Below are 17,650 nucleotides of genomic sequence, written 5' to 3'. Positions count from 1 at the left end.
GTTTTCTGGAGTCCTGTGATGTCCCGACCAGCCGAACTGCCCGCCGATGCGGTACTCGATGCCAGTGGCCTCAATTGCCCGGAGCCGGTGATGATGCTGCACAACAAGGTGCGTGGCCTGGGCGGTGGCGAGCTGCTCAAGGTGATCGCCACCGACCCGTCTACCCAGCGCGATATTCCTAAATTCTGCGTCTTCCTTGGCCACGAGCTGGTCGAGCAGCAGGCCGAGGAAGGCACCTACCTTTATTGGATTCGCAAGAAAAGCGAGTGAGGCTCGGAGACGAGCATGCCCCGTAGGAGCGGGCCATGCCCGCGAACCGATCCGTCCAACGGGGCGGCCTCCTTCGCGGCCATGGGCCGCTCCTACAAACCTCTCTGCGACAAGGCGCTGGCCTCCTGCCGCCGCCACATCCTTTTAAGCCAGCGCCAGGTGATCCAGCCGGCGCCCAGCAGGTAGATCAAACCTCCCGGCACCCACATGATCAGGCCGGCCAGCTGTTGATCCGCGACATCCCGCGATTCGCCATAGAAGGGCGTGCTGGCAAAGGTCAGCAGGGCACCCAGCAGGCCGGTGTGCATCAGCGTCAACAGGTTGGCCATCAGCGCCTGGGGGACTTGCTTCGGATTCGCGCGTAGGGTTGACCACCAGAACAGCCAGCCGGTGAACAGGAAGCAGGCGTGCTCGAAGGCATGCCACCAAAGGTTGTCCAGCGCGAGTTGATAAAGACTGGGGGTGTGCCAGATCCAGATGATCGCCCCATGCAGCATGGCCAGCGCCACCGGATAACGCCCCCAGCGCAAAACTGCACTCCACAGCGGCTGGGCCACCCGTCCGGTGACTGCACGCCATTGCGGCAGCGGGCGAGCCAGGGCCCACATGGGTGCTATCACCACGATAAACAGCATGTGCTGGGTCATGTGCCAGCTGGTGCTGGTTTCCGCCCAGTCGTCGATGGGCCCGAATACCGAGAACACCACCAACAGCATGGCGCCGTGAAACCATGCGGCGTCGCTGCGCCGAGTCCGGATGCGCAGGGAGCCAAGGATATACAGCCCCCAGGCCACGGCCACAATGACTGCGGTGATGAACAGCGGCGCGCGCTCGGTGAAATGCCCGTCGAACAGGCCGTGGGCCAGTGCCGGTTGCGGCAGCCAGCCCAGCAGAACAACCAGCAGGGGCCAGCGGATCAGCGAAGTCATACGCATGGTGGAAAAAACGCCAGTTGCAGGCCGATGAACAGGGTGGAAAGGGCCGCGATCAGATGTATCCCGGCGGCCACGCGGGTGACGAATAGCTGCCGCTCGTCCAGCTCATGTGGAGGCTGACCCAGTTTCCAGGCGCGATGGGCGAGCCAAAGCAGTACCGCGGCCACCATCAATGTGCCAACCGCAAAGCTCAGGTTCAGCCAGTTGAAGATGCCTTGGGCCGGATCCGGTGGGCTGACCGCACAGGCGACGCCATGCGCGCCGTAGATCGTGGCAAACCAGAGGCTCCAGATGATCAGCCCTAGCACGATTTGCATGGGATGCAGGCGCGAGGTCCAGCGAGGTTTGTTCATCAGGCGGCCCCCCAGGTGCTGGGGAACAGCACGATGGCCGCGTAGGCACTCCACAGCACGCCGGCGTTGTAGTACCAGAGTTGCGCCACCACCACGGTTTCGTACGGGGCATGCAGTCCGACATAGCCTTTAATCACGCGCCATGCCTGCAGGATCGTCAGTGTCGCCGCCAGGGCACAGTGGATCAGGCTGTAGCTCAGCATCACGAAGATCACCGCATCATGAGCCGTTTCGGTGATGGCGAGGTTGGCATCCAGCAGCAGCCACAGCAGCACCGCGCATTGCAACAAGCCCAGGCCTGCGGTGATGCAAAGGTTGCGCAGCAAATGTTCGGATTTCCCCTGACGCAATCGCGCCGGCACCGAGCGCATGCACAGCGCGCCCAGGGTCAGCAGCGCGGCGCTGCCTAGCATTACCCAACCATTAAGACCGGACTCTTCCGGCACCTGCCAGTCAGGAGAAACCGTCCATAGATAGAACCAGCCGAACAGCAGGCACAGATACAGCGCGCCGTTGGCCAGCAGCGTTACGCCCATGCCCCATACGCCGGGGCCGTCGAAGGTGCGCGAATGCAGGGGTGGCTCGCCCGGTTGAGTGCGCGCGTCCGGTGCGGCGGCGGGGTGTGTGCCGTTCTCCCATGACCAGCGAAACAGCACCACCAATGTCGCCAGGGTGGCGATAAGGGCGATCCAATAGGCCTTGCTCAACAGGCTCAAGCAGAGCGCGGTCAGGAACAGCGAGGCGATAAAGGGCAGCCAGCTGTTACCCGGCAGGTGAACGATCTCCCGCGCCTTGCCGGTCAGCGGATCGACGCCCCAGGTCTCCCGCCGGCCATGGTCGATCACCGTCAGGGCGTGTTCGCCGCGGGCGATGCTGTCGGGCAGATCGGGGTCCTTCCACAGTGGATGGCGGCTATCGATATCCGGCAGGCTGACGAAGTTGTAAGGGCTCGGCGGCAGGCTGGTGGCCCACTCCAGAGTATCGGCGTTCCAGGGGTTCTTTTTCGCCGGCTGACCGAAGCGAAAATGCAACAGGATATCCAGCAGGATGGTGCCGATGCCGATGGCCATGATGAAGCTGCCGATAGACGACACCAGGTTTGGAATGTCCCATCCCAGGCCCGTGTCGTAGGTATAGACCCGCCGCGGCATGCCGATCAGCCCGGTCCAGTGCATGATCAGAAAGGTGACGTTGAAGCCGATAAATACCAGCCAGAAGCCCCAGCGCCCGAGCCTCTCCGAAGGCATGCGCCCGGAGAAGTGCGGCAGCCAGTAATAAAGCCCGGCCATCAACGGAAAGAACATGCCACCCACCAGCACGTAGTGCATGTGCGCCACCACGAAATGGGTGTCGTGCACCTGCCAGTCGAAGGGCACCAGCGCCACCATCACCCCGGTCAGGCCGCCGGCGACGAAGACGATGAGAAAGCCCACCAGCCAGAGCATCGGCACGTGATAGGTCGGCCTGCCCAGCCACAGCGTGGCGATCCAGGCGAAGATCTGCACGCCGGTGGGAATCGCCACCAGCATGCTCGCGGCCGAGAAAAAGCCCAGCGCCAACGCGGGAATGCCCACCGTGAACATGTGGTGGACCCACAATCCGAAGCTGAGAAAACCCGTGCTCAGTACGCCCAGCACTACCCAGCGGTAGCCCACCAGCGGCCGCTGGCAGAACACCGGCAACAGCGTGGAGACGATGCCCGCGCCGGGCAGGAAGATGATGTACACCTCCGGATGACCGAACAGCCAGAACAGGTGCTGCCACAGCAGCGGATCGCCGCCGCGTGCGGTATCGAAGAAGGGCATGCCCGCGGCGCGTTCCAATTCCAGCAGGATGCTGCCCAGGATCAGCGGCGGGAAGCCGATGACGATCATCATCGCCATGACCAGGATGTACCAGGCGTAAATCGGCATCTTGTGCAGCGCCATGCCGTTGGCACGGGTGCGCAGGATCGACACCACCAGTTCGACGCCGGCGCTCACCGCCGAAATCTCCACAAAGGTGATGCCCAGCAGCCAGAAATCCGAGTTGATCCCCGGCATGTGCGCCGAGCTGGACAGCGGCGTGTACATAAACCAGCCGGCCTTGGGCGCCACTTCGAAGAATACGCTGGACAGCAGGATGATCCCGCCGAACAGATAACAGTAGTAACCCAGCGCCGACAGCCGCGGGAAGGCCAGGTCCCGCGCGCCGAGCATCTTCGGTATCAGGTAGACCGCCAGAGCTTCCATGATCGGCACGGCAAAGAGAAACATCATCACCGTGCCGTGCATGGTGAAGACCTGGTTGTAGATGTCCGGCTCCATCAGCACATAGCCGGGCAGCGCCAGCTGGGTGCGGATCAGCATTGCCATCAGGCCGCCGATGAGGAAGAACACCCCGCCGGTGATCATGAAGCGCAGGCCGATACTGGTGTGGTTGACGACGGTCAGCGCACGCCAGCCGCGGGGGTTGCCCCAGACTTCGTTGAACTGGTCGTGCAGTTGATCCGGGTCCGTGGAAGGCGCTTTGCTCAGATCGGTATAACTCATGGCGCAAGCGTCTCCAGCCAGGCGGCAATATCGTCGAGGGTTTCGGGGGGAACATCGTCATGAGCCGGCATGGCGTTGCCGAACTTGATCGTCTTGTGCTCGCGCAGCCAGCGCCGCAGGCCTTCCTCATCATTGGCGATGATGCCGGCACCGAGGCTCGGGCGCGTTGCGAGGTCGGTCAGGTCCGGTGCGCGATTGCCGTCGCTGATGCCGGCAACGCGATGGCATTGGCCGCAGCGTTCCTCGAACACTTCGCCCGCGGCGCCGGGAGCGGGCTGGCTTACCTGGAAACCCTGTCTCGCGGCGGTCCAGTTATCGAACCCGTCGGCGGTCATCGCCTCCACGTGCAGCTTCATATGGGTGTGCTGCAGACCGCAAAACTCGGAGCACTGGCCGTGAAAGACCCCCGGATGGCTGGCCTCGATGCGAATGACGTTGGTCCGCCCCGGCAGCATGTCCATCTTGCCGCCCAGGCGTGGCACCCAGAACGAATGCACCACATCGGCGCTGGTGACGTGCACGTCGATCAGGCGTTCGGCGGGAATGATCAACTGGTTGGCAGTGGTGATGCCGCTGTCGGGGTAGTGCACCTGCCACCACCACTGATGGCCGGTGATTTCCACCTTCAGCGGCTGCTCGCCTGCGACCGGCAGCGGCATCATCCCGCGCCCGGTGGGAATGCCGAAGATCAACAACAGCAGGATGCTGACCCCCGGCAGCACCAGCCCGCCGCCGACGATCCAGCGCCGGTTGATCCGGTCTGCCTGTTCCTCGCTGACCGTGCGCGGCTTGCGCAGCATTGCGTAGATCCACAGCGTGCTGACCACCAGCAGCACCAAGGTGGCAAAGGCAAACATGCCCCACCAGACGTTTGCCACCTGCTGCGCCATGGGGCTGGCCGGGTCGAGCGTTGAAAGTGGACCGCCGCAGGCGGTGAGGCAAGGAACTGATAGCGCCAGCGTGGTCCATTTAACAGGCCGTTGAAAAACTACCTGCGTTGCCTCGCCTACGTTCCTCAACTGCGTGTTACAGAGGCCATCGTTTCGTATGGGCCGATTTTTCGTTAGCCACTGGAGGGCCGAATGGCCAACTACCGAGACTCCATTCACAGCCGCGCCGCGATCGCCGGGCATCCATTGCATCCGATGCTGATTCACTTCCCCGTAGCCGCATTGACCGCCTTGCTGCCGGTCGATCTGGCGCATCTGTGGACCCTGGATGACTTCTGGTGGCGTGCCGGTGTCTGGTTGGCCGGCGTGGGCGCTGTAGGTGGCTGGGTGGCAAGTCTCTTCGGTCTGATCGACTTGCTTACGGTGCGTGAGATCCGCCAGAAGATCACCGCCTGGTGCCATGCCATCCTCGCCGTGATGATGCTCTCGCTGGCCTCGCTCAACTGGTTGCTGCGTTTGCAGGACGACGGGCAGAACATCCATCTCTGGGCCTTGTACCTGTCGGCCATCACCGCGTTGCTGATCGCCCTGGCGGCCTATCTCGGCGGGCGCCTGGTCTACGAACACGCGGTGGGGGTCGATCTGGACAAGGTGTGAGAATGGTTCGGTCATGAGCGCTTGCCGAGTCATTTATGAGTTAGAAAGGTTTGGCCAGGACCAGCCAGAGCGTCGCCGTAATAAAGGCTGCGATAAAGACGCCAAGGATTCGGCACTGGATGCTGGCGCTTCGTTCCGGCGAGCGCTCGATGCGCAACACCAACACGCCGCACAAGGCATGGCACATGACCATCCCGGCAACCATGGTGAGCTTGACGATCAGCCAGCCGGCGACGAGCCCGTCGCGCAGAAATATTGCGCTGCCCGAGCCAATGGCAATCAGCGCCGCTGGAGTCGCAATCAGGTTGAATACCGTGCGCGTCAGATGCGCATGATCTCGATAGAAAAGCGGTTCGCTGCGCTGAGTGCCGGCAGCGATCAGTGCCGGCAGATACAGCAGGGCACCGCACCAGCACAACAGGCTCGCGAAGTGCAGCAGTTTGAGCAGGGGCATTCACGTCTCCATCCGGCCCGCGGCAGGTCAGAGGTTGTGACACCCCCGGGTCTTGGCGGTTCGGCTGGAAGCTCGGTACTCCGGAATAGCCAGAGCCCGAACGGTAGGTGGTCGTAGGAGCGAAACCCTGCCATTCAGCTTCAGACTTTGCCCTGGACGGCTTTTAGGCATAGCCTTGCACTATTGGAAAACACATGCGCATCAAGCTGTTGGAGAACGATATGCCTGATTCACGGTTGGTCGATCCATTCGGCCGACGTATTACCTACCTCAGGTTGTCGGTAACCGATCGCTGCGACTTTCGCTGTACCTACTGCATGAGCGAAGACATGGTCTTCGCGCCGCGTGCGCAAATCCTGTCTCTGGAAGAACTCTATGCAGTGGCCGATGCCTTTATCAGTCTGGGTGTCAAACGCATTCGCGTGACCGGCGGCGAGCCGCTTGTACGTAAAGGCCTGCCTGATCTGTTGGCGCGCCTCGGCGCCCGTGAAGAGCTGGAAGATCTGGCAATCACCACCAACGGTTCGCAATTGCCCACGCTCGCGCCTGTATTGAAGGCCGCCGGAGTCAAGCGTCTGAATATCAGCCTTGATTCGCTCAAACGGGAACGTTTTGCCGAACTGACCCGCCGCGACAAGCTCGATCAGGTGCTCGAAGGTATCGATGCCGCTCGCCAGGCGGGCTTTCGTCGAATCAAGATCAACAGCGTGATTCAGAAGGGCCGCAATGACGACGAAGTGCTGGATCTGGTGAACTTCGCCGTTGAGCGCGGCCTGGATATCAGCTTTATCGAGGAGATGCCGCTGGGCAGCATTTCCAGCCATCAGCGCGAAATTACCTTCTGTTCCAGTGACGAAGTGCGTGAGCGTATCGAGGTAGGCCACACCCTTGTACGCAGCAGTCACACCACGGGCGGCCCCTCGCGTTACTGGCAGGTGGCAGGCAGCGAAACCCAGGTGGGCTTTATCTCGCCGCACAGCAACAACTTCTGCGGCAGTTGCAACCGCGTGCGCGTGACTGCCGAAGGCAAGCTGGTGCTCTGCCTCGGACACGAAGGCGCGCTGGATCTAAAGAGCCTGATGCGCCGCCATCCCGGCGACAGTGAGCGCCTGCGCCAGGCGCTGGTGGACGCCCTGCAGCTCAAGCCGGAAAAACATGAATTTCGCACCGACGAGCAAGTGCAGGTGGTGCGCTTTATGAGCATGACCGGCGGCTAATCAATCAAGGGCGCGGCTGTCTCCAAGGGAGCAGCCTGCGGCTTTTCGTGGGAACGGGCCATGCCCGAGGGTTCAGCACCGGAGCACTGATCTCGCCTTGTTCGCCGGCATGGCCTGCCCCTACAGGCGTGCGCAGCCTGCCGCCAAACTCTGAGAACCCCTCCTGCAAGGTGGATTGGCCAGCGTGATAAACTCCTGCGTTTTCGCGCCCGTGCCTCACTTGCTGCCAGGAATCCCGATGTTCACGGCAAACCTGCTTGTTCATCTCACCGCTGATCGCCACGGATAAGGCTTCGCATGCGTCTGAAAAGCATCAAACTTGCCGGCTTCAAATCCTTTGTCGATCCCACCACGGTCAGCTTCCCGAGCAACATGTCGGCAGTTGTGGGGCCGAATGGCTGCGGAAAATCCAACATCATCGACGCCGTGCGTTGGGTGATGGGCGAGAGCTCAGCGAAGAACCTCCGGGGCGAGTCGATGACGGACGTCATCTTCAATGGCTCCAACACACGCAAGCCGGTAACCCAGGCCAGCATCGAGCTTGTTTTCGACAACTCCGACGGCACCCTGACCGGCGAATACGCGGCCTTTGCGGAAATCTCCATCCGCCGCCGCGTTACCCGTGACTCCCAGAACACCTATTTCCTCAACGGCGTGAAGTGTCGCCGCCGCGACATCACCGATATCTTCCTCGGCACCGGCCTCGGACCGCGCAGCTACTCGATCATCGAGCAGGGCATGATCTCCAAGCTGATCGAAGCCAGGCCCGAGGATCTGCGCAATTTCATCGAGGAAGCCGCCGGCATTTCCAAATACAAGGAGCGCCGTCGCGAAACCGAGAATCGCATTCGCCGTACCCACGAAAACCTGGAGCGCCTGACCGACCTGCGCGAAGAGCTGGAGCGCCAGCTCGAACGTCTGCATCGCCAGGCGCAGTCGGCGGAGAAGTATCAGCAATACAAGGCCGAGGAGCGGCAGCTCAAGGCGCAATTGTCGGCATTGCGCTGGCAGACGCTGAACGAACAGGTCGGCCGGCGCGAGCAGTTGATCGGCGACCAGGACGTGGCCTTCGAGGCGCTGGTGGCCGAGCAGCGCAACGCCGATGCCAGTATCGAGCGCCTGCGTGACGGTCACCATGAGCTGTCCGAACGCTTCAATCAGGTTCAGGGGCGTTTCTATTCCGTGGGCGGCGATATCGCGCGGGTCGAGCAGAGCATTCAGCATGGTCAGCAACGCTTGCGCCAATTGCAGGACGATTTGCGTGAGGCCGAGCAGGCACGCCTGGAAACCGAGTCTCACCTGGGCCACGATCGCACCCTGCTGGCGACGCTTGGCGAAGAACTGGCGATGCTCGAACCCGAGCAGGAACTTGCAGGCGCGGCAGCGGAAGAAACCGCTGCGCAACTGGAAGAGGCCGAAACCGCCATGCAGCTCTGGCAGGAGCAATGGGAGCGGTTCAATCAGCAAAGCGCCGAGCCGCGTCGCGCCTCCGAGGTGCAACAGTCGCGCATTCAGCAGCTCGAACAGAGCCTGGAACGTCTGGCTGAGCGGCAGCGGCGTCTGGAGGATGAACGCGCCTCGCTGGCCAGCGACCCGGAAGATGCCGCGATGCTGGAAGTGGGCGAGCAGCTGGCCATTAGCGAGCTGAATCTGGAAGAGCTGGCCGCGGCGCAGGAAGACACCGAACAACAGCTGGAACAATTGCGTGAGCAGTTGCAGGGCGCGTCCCAGGCGCAGCAGCAGGCACAGGGCGAACTGCAACGCCTGAACGGTCGAATCGCCTCGCTGGAAGCCTTGCAACAGGCAGCATTGGACCCGGGCAAGGGCGTGTCCGAATGGCTGCGCGAGCATAACCTGGAGCAGCGTCCGCGCCTGGCTGAAGGGCTGCGTGTCGAGCCGGGCTGGGAGCTGGCGGTGGAGACCGTACTGGGTGCGGATCTTCAAGCTGTATTGCTGGACACCTTTGACGGCCTCGATATGAGCGGTTTCGAGCAGGGCGATCTGCGTCTGGTAAGCGCGGGGCAGGGCGGGCGTATCGCCGGCAGCTTGCTGGAAATGGTCGAGTCCGCCACGGATCTTTCACCCTGGCTGGGCCGGGTGCGACCCGTGGAAACCCTCGAACAGGCGCTGGCCGGGCGTGCTGTGCTAGAAGAAGGCGAAAGCCTGATCAGCCGTGACGGCTATTGGGTCGGTCGGCATTTCCTGAGGGTGCGACGTGCGGCGGAGGCCGAGTCCGGGCTGCTGGCGCGCGGGCAGGAACTGGAGCGCCTGCAGGCTGAGCGCGAACAGCGTGAAGCGGACCTTGAGCAGTTGGACGGCCGCCTAGACCAGCTTCGCGATGCACAACGCCAGCAGGAAGATGAACGCGAACAGCAACGTCGTCGGCAGCAGGACGAAGCCCGTCAGCAAGCCGAACTCAAGGCGCGTCTGTCGGCTAGCCAGGCCCGGCTGGAACAGTTGAGTCTGCGCCGTCGTCGCCTCGATGAAGAGCTGATCGAGCTGACCGCCCAGCGCGCTCTGGAAACCGAGCAGCTGGCCGAGGCGCGGCTGCAGTTGCAGGACGCCCTCGATGCCATGGCGCTGGACACCGAACAGCGCGAAACGCTGCTGGCCAGTCGCGACGGCTTGCGCGAACGGCTCGACCGGGTGCGTCAGGAAGCTCGTCAGCAGAAGGATCAGGCACATCAGCTGGCGGTCCGGGTGGGCTCGCTCAAGGCGCAGCACGATTCGACCCGCCAGGCTCTCGAGCGCCTCGAGCAACAGTTCGAACGCGCCATCGAACGCCGCGAGCAACTTAGCCTGAATCTGGAAGAGGGCGAGGCGCCGCTGGAAGCGTTGCGGATGAAGCTGGAAGAACTGCTCGAACGGCGCATGGGCGTGGAGGACGAGCTAAAGCTGGCCCGTCTGGCGCTGGAAGACGCCGACCGGGAGTTGCGCGATGCAGAGAAGCGCCGCACCCAGGCCGAACAGCAGGCGCACCTGCTACGCGGCCAGCTTGAGCAGCAGCGTATGGAATGGCAGGCGCTGGATGTGCGTCGCAAGGCGCTGCAGGATCAGCTCCACGAAGAAGGTTTCGATCTGCACGGCGTACTCGCGACACTGCCGGATGGCGCCAGTGAGGAGGAATCGGCAGCCGAACTGGAGCGGCTCGACGCGCGTATCCAGCGCCTGGGGCCGATCAATCTGGCAGCCATTGACGAATACCAGCAACAGTCCGAACGCAAGCGCTATCTGGATGCCCAGGACGCCGACCTCAGCGAAGCGCTGGAGACGCTGGAAAATGTCATCCGCAAGATCGACAAGGAAACCCGCAACCGCTTCAAGGAAACCTTCGATCAGATCAACGCCGGCCTCCAGGCGCTTTTCCCCAAGGTTTTCGGTGGCGGTAGCGCTTATCTGGAACTTACCGGGGAAGATCTACTCGATACCGGGGTGGCGATCATGGCGCGTCCGCCGGGCAAGAAGAACAGCACCATTCATTTGTTGTCGGGTGGCGAGAAGGCGTTGACGGCATTGGCGCTGGTGTTTGCGATCTTCCAGCTCAACCCGGCGCCGTTCTGCATGCTCGATGAGGTGGATGCGCCGCTGGATGACGCCAACGTCGGTCGCTACGCGCGTCTGGTCAAGGAAATGTCGCAAACCGTGCAGTTCATCTACATCACGCACAACAAGATCGCGATGGAAATGGCAGATCAGCTGATGGGTGTGACCATGCACGAGCCAGGTTGTTCGCGTTTGGTTGCGGTCGACGTGGAGCAGGCGGTGGCGCTTGTGGAGGCATGAGGAAAGCGCTGCTTTCGCCAGAAGGTGTTTGTAACGCCGGCTTATAAAAGAGAGGCGGTAGCGGTGCACATCTACCGTTCGTCGTGCTAGTTTAGAGCGCAATTTTTACGATGCGCAGATTGGTTTGTTCAACGGCCGGTAATCTGCGTCTTTACCATCGATTTCAGGGGTTTACGCATTAATGGATATCGGTCTGCGCGAGTGGCTGATCGTCATCGGCATCATTGTCATTGCCGGCATTCTCTTCGATGGCTGGCGGCGGATGCGCGGCAGTAAGGGCAAGTTGCGCTTCAAGCTGGATCGCAATATTGCCAGCAGCTTCCCCGACGATGACAGCAACAACGAGCTGCTCGGCCCGCCGCGAGTTGTCAGTCGCAACAACGAGCCGGCCCTGGACGAAGACGACCTGCCATCGATCAGTGCACGGGATGCCGGCAACCGTCGTGTCAGCGAACCCCAGCAGGGCGACCTGCATTTCCCCAGTGACGAACCGGTGCCGACGCTGCTCAACCCCGTTGCCGATGAGGACGATGAGTCGCTGAGTGAGGAATCGGGCGAATTGCCGCCTGTTGAAGAAGTGCTGGTGATCAATGTCATCTCCCGCGATCCTTCCGGTTTCCGCGGCCCGGCGTTGCTACAGAACATTCTGGAAAGCGGCCTGCGCTTTGGCGAAATGGACATCTTCCATCGCCACGAAAGCATGGCTGGTAACGGCGAAGTGCTGTTCTCCATGGCCAATGCGGTCAAGCCCGGCACCTTCGACCTGGACGATATCGACCACTTCACTACGCCTGCGGTGAGCTTCTTCCTCGGTCTGCCCGGCCCGCGCCATCCCAAGCAGGCCTTCGACGTGATGGTCGCCGCCGCCCGTAAGCTGTCTGCCGAACTGAACGGCGAGCTGAAGGACGACCAACGCAGCGTCCTTACCGCACAAACCATCGAGCATTACCGCCAGCGTATCGTCGAATACGAACGCCGCAAGATGACGGTCAAGCGTTAAAGCCGATAAGAGCGCTGGAGACTTCACGGCCCTTGGGTGGATGTCGTTTTTTACATCCACCGTGATTCCGCCCGGTGGATGCCCACCCCGTGGATCGATGAAGCGTGATCCACCCTGCGAACAACGCTATAAGGGCTGGCTACGCCCGCGAAAGAACCGTGATCTGAGGTGAAATCATTCGCGGGCATGGCCCGCTCCTACCGGTGAGGTGCGGCGGTACGCCCACAGCGGGGCCGATCGCCTTTTGTGGGAACGGGCCATGCCCGTGAAGCTGCCAGCCCTGATCCAAGCCGCCCACACGCTGTAACCGCGTAGGGTGGATGTCGCTTTTTACATCCACCGTGGCTGCGCTCGGTGGTTGGCCACCCCGTGGATCGGTGAAGCGTGATCCACCCTGCGAACAACGAGCTATAAGGGCTGGCTACGCCCGCGAACAAACCGTGATCTGAGGCGAAATCATTCGCGGGCATGGCCCGCTCCTACCGGTGAGGTGCGGCGGTACGCCCACGCCGGGGCTGATCGCCTTTTGTGGGAACGGGCCATGCCCGTGAAGCTTCCAGCCTTGGTCCAAGCCGCCCACACGCTGTAACCGCGTAGGGTGGATGTCGCTTTTTACATCCACCGTGGCTGCGCTCGGTGGTTGGCCACCCCGTGGATCGGTGAAGCGTGATCCACCCCGTGAACAACGAGTTGTAAGGGCGGGCTACGCCCGCTGGCTTGAAAGCGGATTAGGCGGCTTCTGTGGGAGCGGCCCACGCCCACGCCCGCGAATCGAACCCACACTTTGACGCGAAATCAATTCGCGGGCATGGCCCGCTCCTACCGGTGAGGTGCGGCGGTACGCCGACGGTTGGGGCCGATCGCCTTTTGTGGGAACGGGCCATGCCCGTGAAGCTGCTGATCCAGCCGCGTAGGGTGGATGTCGTTTTTTACATCCACCGTGACTCCGCTCGGTGGTTGGCCACCCGCGAACAAACCGTGATCTGGGCCGAAATCATTCGCGGGCATGGCCCGCTCCTACCGGTGAGGTGCGGCGGTACGCCCGCGGTGGGCGGATCGCCTTTTGTGGGAACGGGCCATGCCCGTGAAGCTGCCCGCCCTGATCCAAGCCGCCCACACGCTGTAGCCAGCCTTGCAATCGGCTAGAATCCACACCCCTCATCACTTCGCTACGGCTCCGTCATATGCCTTCTGCCCAAACTGCTGCTGAGCGCATCGCCGAACTGCGCAGCGAAATCGACGCCCATAACTACCGCTACTACGTCCTCGACGAGCCCAGCGTTCCGGACGCCGAGTACGACCGCCTGTTCAAAGAGCTGAAGGCGCTGGAAGCCGAACATCCCGAATTGGTGACCCCCGAGTCCCCAACCCAGCGTGTCGGTGGCGAGGCGCTGGCAACGTTCGGTCAGGTGCGCCATGAAGTGCCCATGCTCAGCCTTGGCAATGCTTTCGAAGAAAAGCATTTGGTCGACTTCGACCGTCGCGTACGCGAAGGGTTGGACTTGCCGGCGGGAGATCTGTTCGGCGCTGGCGCGGAGGTTGAATACAGCTGCGAACCCAAGCTCGACGGTCTGGCTGTAAGCCTGCTCTACGAGAACGGCCACCTGGTGCGTGGCGCGACCCGTGGCGACGGCAGCACCGGTGAAGACATCAGCGCCAACGTGCGCACCGTGCGCAATATTCCGCTCAAGCTGCACGGCACAGGCTGGCCGGCAGTGCTTGAGGTGCGCGGCGAAATCTATATGCCCAAGGCCGGCTTCGAGGCGCTTAACGCACGCCAGCTGGAAAGCGGCGCCAAACCCTTCGCCAACCCACGCAACGCCGCCGCCGGCAGCCTGCGCCAACTGGACTCGAAGATCACCGCCAGCCGTCCGCTGGAGCTCTGCGCCTATGGCGTGGGCCGTAGCGATGGAGAACTGCCGGATACCCATATCGGCATTCTTAACGCCCTCAAAAGCTGGGGCCTGCCCATCAGCCGCGAGCTGAAGCTGGCCAAGGGCATTGCCGACTGCTGGGCCTATTACGATGCCATCGGCGAAAAGCGCGATGCGCTGCCGTATGAGATCGACGGCGTGGTGTTCAAGGTCAACTCCGTGGCGCAGCAGCGCGAACTGGGCTTTCGCGCCCGCGAGCCGCGCTGGGCCATCGCCCACAAATTCCCGGCGCGTGAGGAAGTTACCGAGCTGCTGGATGTGGAGTTCCAGGTCGGACGCACCGGCGCCATTACCCCAGTGGCGCGGCTCAAACCGGTACAGGTGGCGGGCGTTACCGTCTCCAATGCCACCCTGCACAACATGGATGAAGTCGCGCGCCTCGGCGTGATGATCGGCGACACCGTGATCGTGCGTCGCGCTGGCGACGTGATTCCCCAGATCCTCGGCCTTATCCCGGAGCGCCGCCCGGCTGACGCTCGTGCCGTGCAGGTACCCGAACAGTGCCCGGTATGTGGCTCGGCGGTGGAGCGCACCCAGCTGATCAAACGCAGCAAGGGTCGCGAGTCGGTCAGCGAGGGCTCCATCTACCGCTGCGTCGGCCGCCTGGCCTGCCAGGCGCAGCTCAAGCAGGCGATCATCCATTTCGTCTCGCGCCGTGCCATGGATATCGATGGCCTGGGCGACAAGATTGTCGAGCAGCTGGTGGACAGGGGGCTGGTCAATTCCCCGGCGGATCTTTACTGCCTGACCCGTGAACAGGTCATCGAGCTGGAAGGTTTCGCCGAAATTTCCACCCGCAACCTGCTCAACGCCATCGATGCCAGCCGCAAACCGACGCTGGCCCGCTTTATTTATGCGCTGGGCATTCCCGATGTCGGCGAAGAAACCGCCAAGTTGCTGGCCCGTGCGTTGGGCTCCCTGGAGCGCATTGGTAGGGCGCTGCCGGATGTGCTGGTCTACCTGCCGGAAATCGGCCTTGAGGTGGCCCACGAAATCCACAGCTTCTTCGAGGACGAGCACAACCGCACGGTCATCACTCAGCTGCGCGCACGCGGGGTAGAGCTGCAGGAGGAGGGCGAGCTACATCCCGAATTCGCCGCCTGCGCCACCCTGGCCGGCCTGATCGACAAACTGAATATCCCCTTTATCGCCAGCACCGGCGCGCAGCGCCTGGCCGATCGCTTCGGCAGCCTGGACGCCATCATCAGCGCTGACTGGCTCGACCTGCGCCAGGTCGAACGCCTCACCGAAAAAGCCGCCCGCTCGCTGCGCGACTACTTCGACCACCCCGAAAACGCCCGCCGCGCCCGTCAGATCGAAGCGCAACTGCGCGAATTCGGCATGCACTGGCAAAGCGAGCGCAAGCAAGCCGCCGGCCTACCATTGGCCGGCCAGACCTGGGTCCTCACCGGCACCCTCGAAACCATGAGCCGCGACGAAGGCAAAGCCCGCCTCGAAGCCCTCGGCGCCAAGGTCGCCGGCTCCGTATCGGCCAAAACCACCTGCGTGGTGGCAGGGCCGGGTGCAGGGTCAAAGCTGGCCAAGGCTAATGAGCTGGGGCTGGAGGTGCTGGATGAAGAGGTGTTTCTGGAGCGGTTGGCGGGGTTGAAGGGAATAGGTCGGGATTAGCAGATAGGTTCGCAGATCGCCAAAGAACTCCGCCACCGCTGTAAAAGTTCCAAGCGGTTCAATTCCTCAAACCGGTTAGCCTTGGCTAAAGTGCGAAACAGCTTATTCGCCTCGGGTTCGATACGCAGGACGTTACAAAGTGGGTCGTCCCCTGGATATATCCACAGTACGGAATTCACCGGCCCAATCGAGTTTGCCCCGAAGAGCTGACGGTGAATGCGACACAGATAGGGAAGATCGTAGGGTGGCGACTCGAAGTTGATTTCGTTGGCGGCGATTGTGGAAAGGACGCGCTCGGCTTCATTGAGCTCTTCGTCAGTGGTCAGCCCCTAACGATTATTGAGAACCGACGTGCCGGGAAGGTAGTAGGGGGCTTGCCTGTGCCGTACTTGTCGAGCATCAGGTCTTGGCACGATAGGCTCGTAGCACGGCCTCACGCGAAGGCGGCTTGCGCTCCGCATCAGCGGGGACTACGTCGAAACCCTCAAGGCGCAGGCTGGCTGCGTAGTTGGACTGACGCACCTTGGCGTAGTAGGCCTTCTTGGTTTGCAGCGATAGATTCGACATAGGGACTTTCTCCATGTTCTGGCTTGTGATTATAGCCAGTTAGGGCGGGGCATGCTCTCCTGCATCTGAAGCAGCCCAGGTGCGTCATGAAGTACCAATGCTCGGTAATGCACTCGTCCACTTCGTCTCGCGCCGCGCCCTGCGCATTCCCAATGTGGGCGAAGAAACCGCCAAGTTGCTGGCGCGCGCACTGGGCTCGCTGGAATGCATCGGCCAGGCGCTGCCGGATGTGCTCGTCTACCTGCCAGAAGTGGGCCTTGAAGTCGCCCACGAAACCCATAGCTTCTTTGAAGACGAGCACAACCGCACGGTCATCGCCCAACTGCGCGAACGCGGCTCGAGCTGCAGGAGGAGGGCGAGCTGCATTCCCGAATTCGCCGCCTGCGCCACCCTGGCTGGCTTGATCGATAAACTGAAAATTCCCTTCATAGCACCGTCGCAAAATGCCTGGCGGATCGCTTCGGCAGCCTGGAAGCCATCATCGCCGCCGACTGGCTTGACCAGCGTCAGGTCGAGCGCCTTACCGAAAAAGGCGCTCGCTCCCTGCGCAATTACTTCGACAGCCCGGAAACTACCCGCGCCCGCACGATCGAAGCGCAATTGCGCGAATTCGGCATGCATTGGCAAAGCCCACCTAGAAGCCACGGTTGCGGGGTCGGGTGCCGGCTCGAAACTGATCAAGGCCAATATGCTGTGGGGCTGAGCGTGCCGGATGGAGAGGCTTCTGGAGTGGCTGCTGGGGTCTTGAGCGGTGGGCTCAGTTGTGGTTACAGAAGAAAGCGATTAGCATTTATCGAGTCTCTGATCGGTATAATTGGCTGGAATTTTGCTGCTCCCTCTCTGTGGTCTGTAAAAGTCAAATTTTCGACGTGTCTGCGTGAGTCACCTTCCGCTGTGCAAGGGACCGGGGCGGCCTGGAGAGATGTATGAAGGCGGCACGTCCAGGTGCTGGCGACGCTGGGCGAGAAGACCTATTGCAACCCGGGCTCCGTCGGCCAGCCGCGCGATGGCGATCCGCGACGAGGTGGCCATCGCCCTGAAGAACCTGGACAACGGCATCGGCCAGGTCCTCGAGGTGCAGACCGAGATCGGCGCGCGCCTGAATCTGGTGGAAACCACCGAGGTGGACAACGAGGACGTGACCCTGGTGAACAAGGCGGTCCAGGCCGATCTGCGCGAGCTGGATTACGCTGAAGCCCTGTCGAGACTGTCGTTTCAGACCATCATCCTCGAGGCGGCGCAGCAGAGCTATGTGAAGATTGCGGGGCTGAATCTGTTCAATCAGCTACGATAGTCCCCCTATCGAATTCCTGTCGCTGAGAACGGTAAGTTGAGTTGAGTTTTCCTTCCGGCGATGCCTGAGTGGGATTATTCCCTTCTCGCCTATCCCTCCATTTAGTTGACTGGCGCGTGTCTTGCACAGATGCTGC

12 protein-coding genes and 2 pseudogenes are annotated in these 17,650 nt (G+C 62.0%); 8 read left to right on the top strand and 6 right to left on the bottom strand.

Translation table 11 applies throughout. From position 1 onward, the window contains the following. Positions 1-18 precede the first annotated feature (18 nt). Complete coding sequence (gene tusA / locus BN1079_RS05760) at positions 19-270, top strand: sulfurtransferase TusA (protein WP_037022965.1); 252 nt, start codon at positions 19-21, stop codon at positions 268-270. A 92-nt stretch (positions 271-362) separates the two neighbouring features. Here the strand turns inward: tusA and BN1079_RS05755 are convergent, their stop codons facing one another. From BN1079_RS05755 to coxB, 4 genes are read right to left on the bottom strand one after another with little or no spacing between them, the layout of a single operon-like run. Beyond that, entirely contained in the window at positions 363-1,199 is an 837-nt protein-coding gene (locus BN1079_RS05755) for a cytochrome c oxidase assembly protein (RefSeq protein ID WP_231850800.1), read from the bottom strand. Continuing rightward, entirely contained in the window at positions 1,196-1,558 is a 363-nt protein-coding gene (locus BN1079_RS05750) for a hypothetical protein (protein WP_037022963.1), read from the bottom strand. Before BN1079_RS05750 ends, BN1079_RS05755 begins: the two co-directional genes overlap by 4 nt. Next, positions 1,558-4,089: a cytochrome c oxidase subunit I gene (gene ctaD / locus BN1079_RS05745; RefSeq protein WP_037022962.1), complete on the bottom strand. Its 2,532-nt coding sequence runs from the start codon at positions 4,087-4,089 to the stop codon at positions 1,558-1,560. Before ctaD ends, BN1079_RS05750 begins: the two co-directional genes overlap by 1 nt. Beyond that, positions 4,086-4,979 (bottom strand): cytochrome c oxidase subunit II, encoded by an 894-nt coding sequence (gene coxB / locus BN1079_RS05740; protein WP_037022961.1) that lies wholly within the window; start codon positions 4,977-4,979, stop codon positions 4,086-4,088. The genes ctaD and coxB overlap by 4 nt, the downstream gene beginning before the upstream one ends. A gap of 192 nt (positions 4,980-5,171) precedes the next feature. On the opposite strand from coxB, the gene BN1079_RS05735 reads away from it, so the two are divergent. Continuing rightward, positions 5,172-5,636, top strand: coding sequence for a DUF2231 domain-containing protein (locus BN1079_RS05735; RefSeq protein ID WP_037022960.1), 465 nt, complete (start codon positions 5,172-5,174; stop codon positions 5,634-5,636). Between the two features lie 40 nt (positions 5,637-5,676). Here the strand turns inward: BN1079_RS05735 and BN1079_RS05730 are convergent, their stop codons facing one another. Continuing rightward, complete coding sequence (locus tag BN1079_RS05730) at positions 5,677-6,090, bottom strand: CopD family protein (protein ID WP_037022958.1); 414 nt, start codon at positions 6,088-6,090, stop codon at positions 5,677-5,679. A 221-nt stretch (positions 6,091-6,311) separates the two neighbouring features. Between BN1079_RS05730 and moaA the strand changes: the two genes are divergently transcribed. The 4 genes from moaA to ligA all read left to right on the top strand — a co-directional run bounded on the left by moaA (position 6,312) and on the right by ligA (position 15,653). Further along, a complete protein-coding gene (gene moaA / locus BN1079_RS05725) occupies positions 6,312-7,307 on the top strand; it encodes a GTP 3',8-cyclase MoaA (RefSeq protein ID WP_037026643.1) in 996 nt (331 codons plus the stop codon). A 297-nt stretch (positions 7,308-7,604) separates the two neighbouring features. Continuing rightward, positions 7,605-11,090, top strand: coding sequence for a chromosome segregation protein SMC (gene smc, locus BN1079_RS05720; RefSeq protein WP_037022956.1), 3,486 nt, complete (start codon positions 7,605-7,607; stop codon positions 11,088-11,090). A 181-nt stretch (positions 11,091-11,271) separates the two neighbouring features. Next, positions 11,272-12,090 (top strand): cell division protein ZipA, encoded by an 819-nt coding sequence (gene zipA / locus BN1079_RS05715; protein WP_037022955.1) that lies wholly within the window; start codon positions 11,272-11,274, stop codon positions 12,088-12,090. 1,184 nt (positions 12,091-13,274) lie between these two features. Beyond that, positions 13,275-15,653, top strand: a complete 2,379-nt coding sequence (ligA, locus tag BN1079_RS05710) for an NAD-dependent DNA ligase LigA (RefSeq protein ID WP_037022954.1) — start codon at positions 13,275-13,277, stop codon at positions 15,651-15,653. Positions 15,654-16,052: 399 nt separating this feature from the next. On the opposite strand, the gene BN1079_RS17570 is transcribed toward ligA, so the two are convergent. Beyond that, entirely contained in the window at positions 16,053-16,220 is a 168-nt protein-coding gene (locus BN1079_RS17570) for a YhfG family protein (protein ID WP_139053052.1), read from the bottom strand. Between the two features lie 136 nt (positions 16,221-16,356). On the opposite strand from BN1079_RS17570, the pseudogene BN1079_RS05705 reads away from it, so the two are divergent. Then, a pseudogene (locus tag BN1079_RS05705) lies at positions 16,357-16,850 on the top strand (helix-hairpin-helix domain-containing protein); the annotation flags it as partial. 358 nt (positions 16,851-17,208) lie between these two features. Continuing rightward, positions 17,209-17,514: pseudogene (locus tag BN1079_RS05700) on the top strand (flagellar hook-associated protein FlgL); the annotation flags it as partial. Positions 17,515-17,650: the final 136 nt, after the last annotated feature.

It is taken from the genome of Pseudomonas saudiphocaensis (genome assembly GCF_000756775.1).
Lineage (GTDB): Bacteria > Pseudomonadota > Gammaproteobacteria > Pseudomonadales > Pseudomonadaceae > Stutzerimonas > Stutzerimonas saudiphocaensis.
This window is presented reverse-complemented; position numbering and strand designations above follow the sequence as displayed.